General features: G+C 68.4%; 1 protein-coding gene. It reads right to left on the bottom strand.

The features are described 5' to 3' along the window. On the bottom strand, positions 1 to 1,680 hold a 1,680-nt coding region (locus tag K2Z83_RS25515; RefSeq protein WP_220597995.1), incomplete at both ends, for a transposase.

The raw sequence follows: 1,680 nt of genomic DNA, 5'->3' as shown, positions 1-1,680 counted from the left end.
TGGCCGCGGCAGAGCTGCGCCATGGGCAGGCTGGCCACGTCGTAGCCGGCCAGTTCCAGCGGACACTTCCCGCGCACGCGTTTTTGGGCATCCGGAGTGAACGGCGTGAAGCGGTAGCACCACTCGAACACCGCCAGGTAGGTCTGCGCCGTGGTGATCGTGTCGAAACCGCAAAACGTCTGGTAGTGCTGGTCAAAGCGCCGGTTCACCAGCTCGGCCGTGTTGTTGGTCTTGGGAATGCGGTCGCTCTCGATGGCGTTGACCAGCTTCGGCCAGTGGCGCTCCAGGCTGGCGAAGACGGCTTCTACCTCCGGCGTTGCGGCCACGTAGGCATCCCGTAACGCCAAGATCTTGTCATAGCGCCGCTGGGCCGTCCGCTTGGTCTTGGCCTGGAAGATGCCGTCGAGCTGCTTCTGGAGCTTCACCGCCTCGGGGCGCTGCGTGCGGTAGTGCTTCCCGTAGGCGTCGCGCAGCTGCCTGTGCCAGGCTTGCAGGGCGTGGAAGATGCACTGGTGGTGAACCGCGCGCGGGAACACCGCCGGGATGGCCCGGTCATAATCCGTGCAGAGGTCGGTCACGAGCACCTGCGGCACGTAGCCCTTCGCCCGCAGGGCCAGCAGGAAGGCTCGCGCCGAGTCCGTGCCGCGCACCGGGTAGATCGCCACGTGGAGCAGGTCGTAGGTATACACGTCCACCGCCACGTAGACGTACATCCAGTGGCGCTGCTTGCCCGCCGGCTTGTCGTTGGTCGGCACCTTGACCCACTTCTCATCCACGCCCACCACCCCGCTGCTGCGCACCACCCCGAACAGCGCGGCCACCGGCAGCAGCTGACCGCCGAACTGGCTGACCCAGCGGTAGGCCGTCGCCGTTGACACGCCTAGCCCGGCGGCGACCCGGCGGTAGCTGCTGTGTCCGAGCTCGTAGGCCTGCAACGCCTGGAGGTGCACCTCCGTGCGCCAGGGCGAATAGGGCAACAAGTCGGGTGGCAGATTGGTGAAGCTGCCGTGCGCGCAGGCCGTATTTTGGCAGTAGTAGCGGAAGACATCGACCGTCTGCGGCTGGCCCGCAGCATCGAGGTAGCGCTTGGCGCGCGGGGTGCGGCTCTTGCGGCGCACCTGGCTGCTGCCGCAGTGCGGGCAGCGGATCGTCCCGTCATCGACGGCCTGCCAGTCACCGCAAAGGATGTGCTGGAGGTGATAGCCCCAGGGCAGCGGGGTTTCCAGCGCCTGGCCGCTGCCCAACCCCAACTCCGTGCGCAGGGCCAGTAGGTCGGCCAGACGGCTGCGCTCCTCGGGGGCGGGCTGCTCGCCACGGGCCAGGCGGGCCTGGAGCTGGTCGAGCAGGGCAAACAGCTGCGGCACCAGCCAGTCGTCCTTGGGGCGCAGCGTCTCGGCGCTGAGCTGGAAGCGCTCGCGCAGCACGCGGCGGGCGACCAGCAGCCCGCTGTCCTGGCCAATCTCGGTGATGGCGTGCGCGCTCAGCGTCAGCCCCTCGGCCTCGGCGGCAGCCTGCACCTCGGCCACCGACCACCAGAGGTGGCGCGCCCAGAGCTGGATGAGCTGTTGCCGCTGCGCGTAGGGCAGCAGCGGGCCATCGTGGCGGCTCATCAGGCGCTGCCAGTCGCCAGCCTCGCGGTAATCCTCCCAGCGACTGAGCAGTTCTTGAAGCGTGCCAAAC

The organism is Oscillochloris sp. ZM17-4, assembly GCF_019599295.1.
In the GTDB taxonomy this organism is placed as follows: domain Bacteria; phylum Chloroflexota; class Chloroflexia; order Chloroflexales; family Chloroflexaceae; genus Oscillochloris.
Note: the sequence above shows the minus strand (reverse complement) of the source record. Positions and strands in the feature narration are given on the sequence as shown.